This is a genomic window from Acidovorax sp. HMWF018 (genome assembly GCF_003061035.1).
Lineage (GTDB): Bacteria > Pseudomonadota > Gammaproteobacteria > Burkholderiales > Burkholderiaceae_C > Acidovorax > Acidovorax delafieldii.
In genome coordinates, this window is sequence record NZ_QAIM01000431.1 from 1 (window position 1) to 3,270 (window position 3,270).

The window sequence follows — 3,270 nt, forward strand, 5'->3', positions numbered from 1 at the left end:
ACCACGGCCCGCTTTGGCGCACCGTACATCGCGTGCGAGGCGAGCTACGCCGTGGCGGCCCACGCCGCGCTCGATGTGTGGGCGCATGAGATCGCACAGCCGCAGACCGCGCCCGACGCGGTGCTGATCGGCTGCTTTGGCGACCCCGGCCTGATGGCGCTGCGCGAGAGCAGTCCGGTGCCTGTCACTGGCCTGGCCGAAGCGTCATTCATCGAGGCTGCGCGCCATGGCCGCTTTGCCATCGTCACCGGTGGCGAGCGCTGGGGCCCCATGCTGCAGCGGCTGGCCCAGGCGCTGGGCCACGCCCACGCACTGGCAGGCATCCACACCGTGGCGCCCACCGGTGCCCAACTGGCCGCAGACCCCGAGGCGGCCCGCGCATTGCTGGCCCAGGCCTGCAGGGACGTGGTGCGGCAGATGGGGGTGCAGGCCGTCATTTTGGGTGGGGCGGGGCTGGCAGGCATGGCTGCCGCCGTGCAGCCGCAGGTGTCGGTGCCCGTGATCGACAGCGTGGTGGCCGGTGCCACCTGGGCGCTACGCGCGCACCCCGTGCCGCCGGAGCGCAAGGTGGCGGGGTTTGATGTGGCCTGGGTGGGGGTGTCGCAAGAGATGGCGGCGCTGGGCACCCGCTGCGTTGGCTGACCCGGCCTTGTGGGCTGGCGGTTGCGCAAGGGCTCGAAATCTCTGCCAGAGCGCAGGTTTTGAGTGTTTTTGGCTGGATGCGCTAGAAGAATATGCGCTGGTTGCTATGAAATTTGAAGCGCTGTGCTTTCTGCGCGTTAGGGCGCCAGCGTCTTCGGCCGGTAGTCGCAATACTCGCTCACCACACATTCCCAGCAGCGCGGCTTGCGCGCCTGGCACACATAGCGGCCCAGCAGGATGAGCCAGTGGTGCGAATCCACCGCATAGGCCGCAGGCACGCGCTTCATCAGCTGCAGCTCCACCGCCAGCGGGTTTTTGCCGGGCGCCAGGCCGGTGCGGTTGCTCACCCGAAAGATGTGCGTGTCCACCGCCATGGTGGGCTGGCCAAAGGCCACGTTCAGCACCACGTTGGCCGTCTTGCGGCCCACGCCGGGCAGGGCCTCCAGCGCCTCGCGCGTGCGGGGCACCACGCTGCCGTGCTGCTCCACCAGGATGCGGCAGGTCTCCATCAGGTTCTTGGCCTTGGTGCGGTACAGGCCGATGGTCTTGATGTAGCCCTCCAGCCCCTCCAGTCCCAAATCCAGGATGGCCTGGGGCGTGCCTGCCACGGGGAACAGCTTGCGCGTGGCCTTGTTCACCCCCACGTCAGTGGCCTGGGCCGACAGCAGCACGGCGGCCAGCAGCTCGAACGGGGTGGTGTATTCCAGCTCCGTGTTGGGCATAGGGTTGGCCGCCTTCAGGGTGGCGAAGAAGGGCTCGATCTGGGCGGTTTTCATCATCATCGTTGGCGGGGTGGGGCAGGTGGCTGGCTTCTTTTGGCGGGCGTGGCCGGTGGCGCATTGTCCCGCAGCTGCGCCTGCAGAAACTCCAGGAACATGCGCACGGCAGCGGGCAGGGTGCGGCCGCTCAGGGTTTGCAGCTCGGCGGCGCGGGCGCTCATGCCGGGCTCGCGGATCTGGGCGGCATGCATTTCGCCGCGCTGCACCCGATCGCGCACCGTCACCTCGCCCGAGATGGACAGGCCGCCGCCATGCAGCACAAAGTGCATCAGCGTCTCGAAGTGGTTGCATACCAGGGCGGGCTCAAAGACGAGGCCACGCTGGCTGCAGCCGATGTCGAACAGCTGGCGCACGGTGTTGTCGCGCTCGGGTAGGGCGATGGGGTAGGCGTGCATCTGCGCCAGCGTGACGGAGTGGGCGCGTGCGAGCGCGTGGTCAGGCCGCATGATGGCGATGACGGGCGCGGCCTGGCGGTGCTGCACGGTGATGTCCCGCTCGGCCGAGCGGCTGTAGGTCAGGCCAATGTCCGCATCGCCGTTGAGCACCGCCACGGTCACAGCTGCGGGGCTGGCCACGCGCAGGTGAAACTGGATGCCGGGGTACTGCAGGCGGAACTGCGCCATCACGCGGGGCAGGAACTCGATGGCAAACCCCGCAGAGCTGCAGATGCGCACCAGCCCCGTGCGCAGGCCCTGCAGCGCCTGGATGTCGGAGACCACGCGGTCGGCCTCCAGCGCGCCGCGCCGGGCATGGGCGGCCAGCAGCTCGCCCGCCGCGCTGGGCGCCATCCCGCGCGGGCGCCGGTCAAACAGCGGCACGCCCAGCAGGTCTTCGAGGGCGGCGACTTGGCGGCTCACGGCCGAAGGCGACACATTGAGGCGCGCGGCGGCCTCGCTGACCGAGCCGCTGCGCACCACCTCCAGAAAGTAGCGCAGCGCCGTGTCCTGCAAGCGGCTGGAAAGCATGGGGGCCTTTCGGGGTATGGATTGCGTAAAACGCAAAGATAACCCCAGAAATCGTTGATTGTCGAAACGCAGCATGCTGCTTATGCTGACTCACCAATGACACATTCACCGGCCCCAGCCCCCATGCCTCCTGCAAACAGCGTCACCCCGGGTGGCACCCCCAGCCACATCGTGGACTACACGGCCGCCGGACTGTCGCGCGCCATCCATGCACGGGAGGTCTCCTGCACCGAGGTGCTGGACGCCTACCTGGCCCAGGTGGACCGGCTGAACCCCGTGGTGAATGCATTGGTGGCGATGGTGGACCGCAACGCCCTGCGCACGCAGGCGTCAGAGCGCGATGCGCAACTGGCGCGCGGCGAGAGCCTGGGCCCTCTGCATGGGTTTCCGCAGGCGCCCAAGGACATCATGCCCGCCGCAGGCATGGTCACCACGCGGGGCTCGCCCATCTTTGCCGGGCAGGTGTCGGCCACCGACGCCGTGGTGTTCGAGCGCATGCGCGCAGGCGGCGCACTGTTCATCGGCCGCAGCAACTCGCCCGAGTTTGGCCTGGGCGGGCACACCTACAACCCGGTGTACGGCACCACGCGCAACGCCCACAACCCGGCTGTGTCGGCGGGGGGCAGCAGTGGCGGCGCAGCCGTGGCAGTGGCCCTGCACATGCTGCCTGTGGCCGATGGCTCGGACATGATGGGCTCGCTGCGCACGCCAGCGGCGTTCAACAACGTATACGGCCTGCGCACCTCGTTCGGCCTGGTGCCGCACGGGCCGACGGAGGAAGTGTTCTTCCAGCAGTTCAGCGTGGCCGGGCCCATGGCGCGCAACATCCCGGACCTGGCGCTGCTGCTGTCGGTGCAGGCGGGTTTTGATGCGCGCCTGCCGCT

General features: G+C 68.8%; 4 protein-coding genes. 2 read left to right on the forward strand and 2 right to left on the reverse strand.

Going from position 1 to position 3,270, the window contains the following annotated elements; translation table 11 throughout:
- Positions 1 to 642 (forward strand): aspartate/glutamate racemase family protein (locus DBR23_RS18000; RefSeq protein WP_108499135.1); only part of this gene is annotated, 642 nt, incomplete at its 5' end.
- A gap of 137 nt (positions 643 to 779) precedes the next feature.
- Here the strand turns inward: DBR23_RS18000 and nth are convergent.
- A complete protein-coding gene (gene nth / locus DBR23_RS18005) occupies positions 780 to 1,418 on the reverse strand; it encodes an endonuclease III (protein ID WP_056065129.1) in 639 nt (212 codons plus the stop codon).
- 2 nt (positions 1,419 to 1,420) lie between these two features.
- Entirely contained in the window at positions 1,421 to 2,386 is a 966-nt protein-coding gene (locus tag DBR23_RS18010) for a LysR family transcriptional regulator (RefSeq protein WP_056747174.1), read from the reverse strand.
- Positions 2,387 to 2,509: 123 nt separating this feature from the next.
- Here DBR23_RS18010 and DBR23_RS30975 point away from each other — a divergent pair.
- Positions 2,510 to 3,270: amidase family protein (locus DBR23_RS30975; protein WP_255581761.1), on the forward strand; the 761-nt coding region annotated here is incomplete at its 3' end.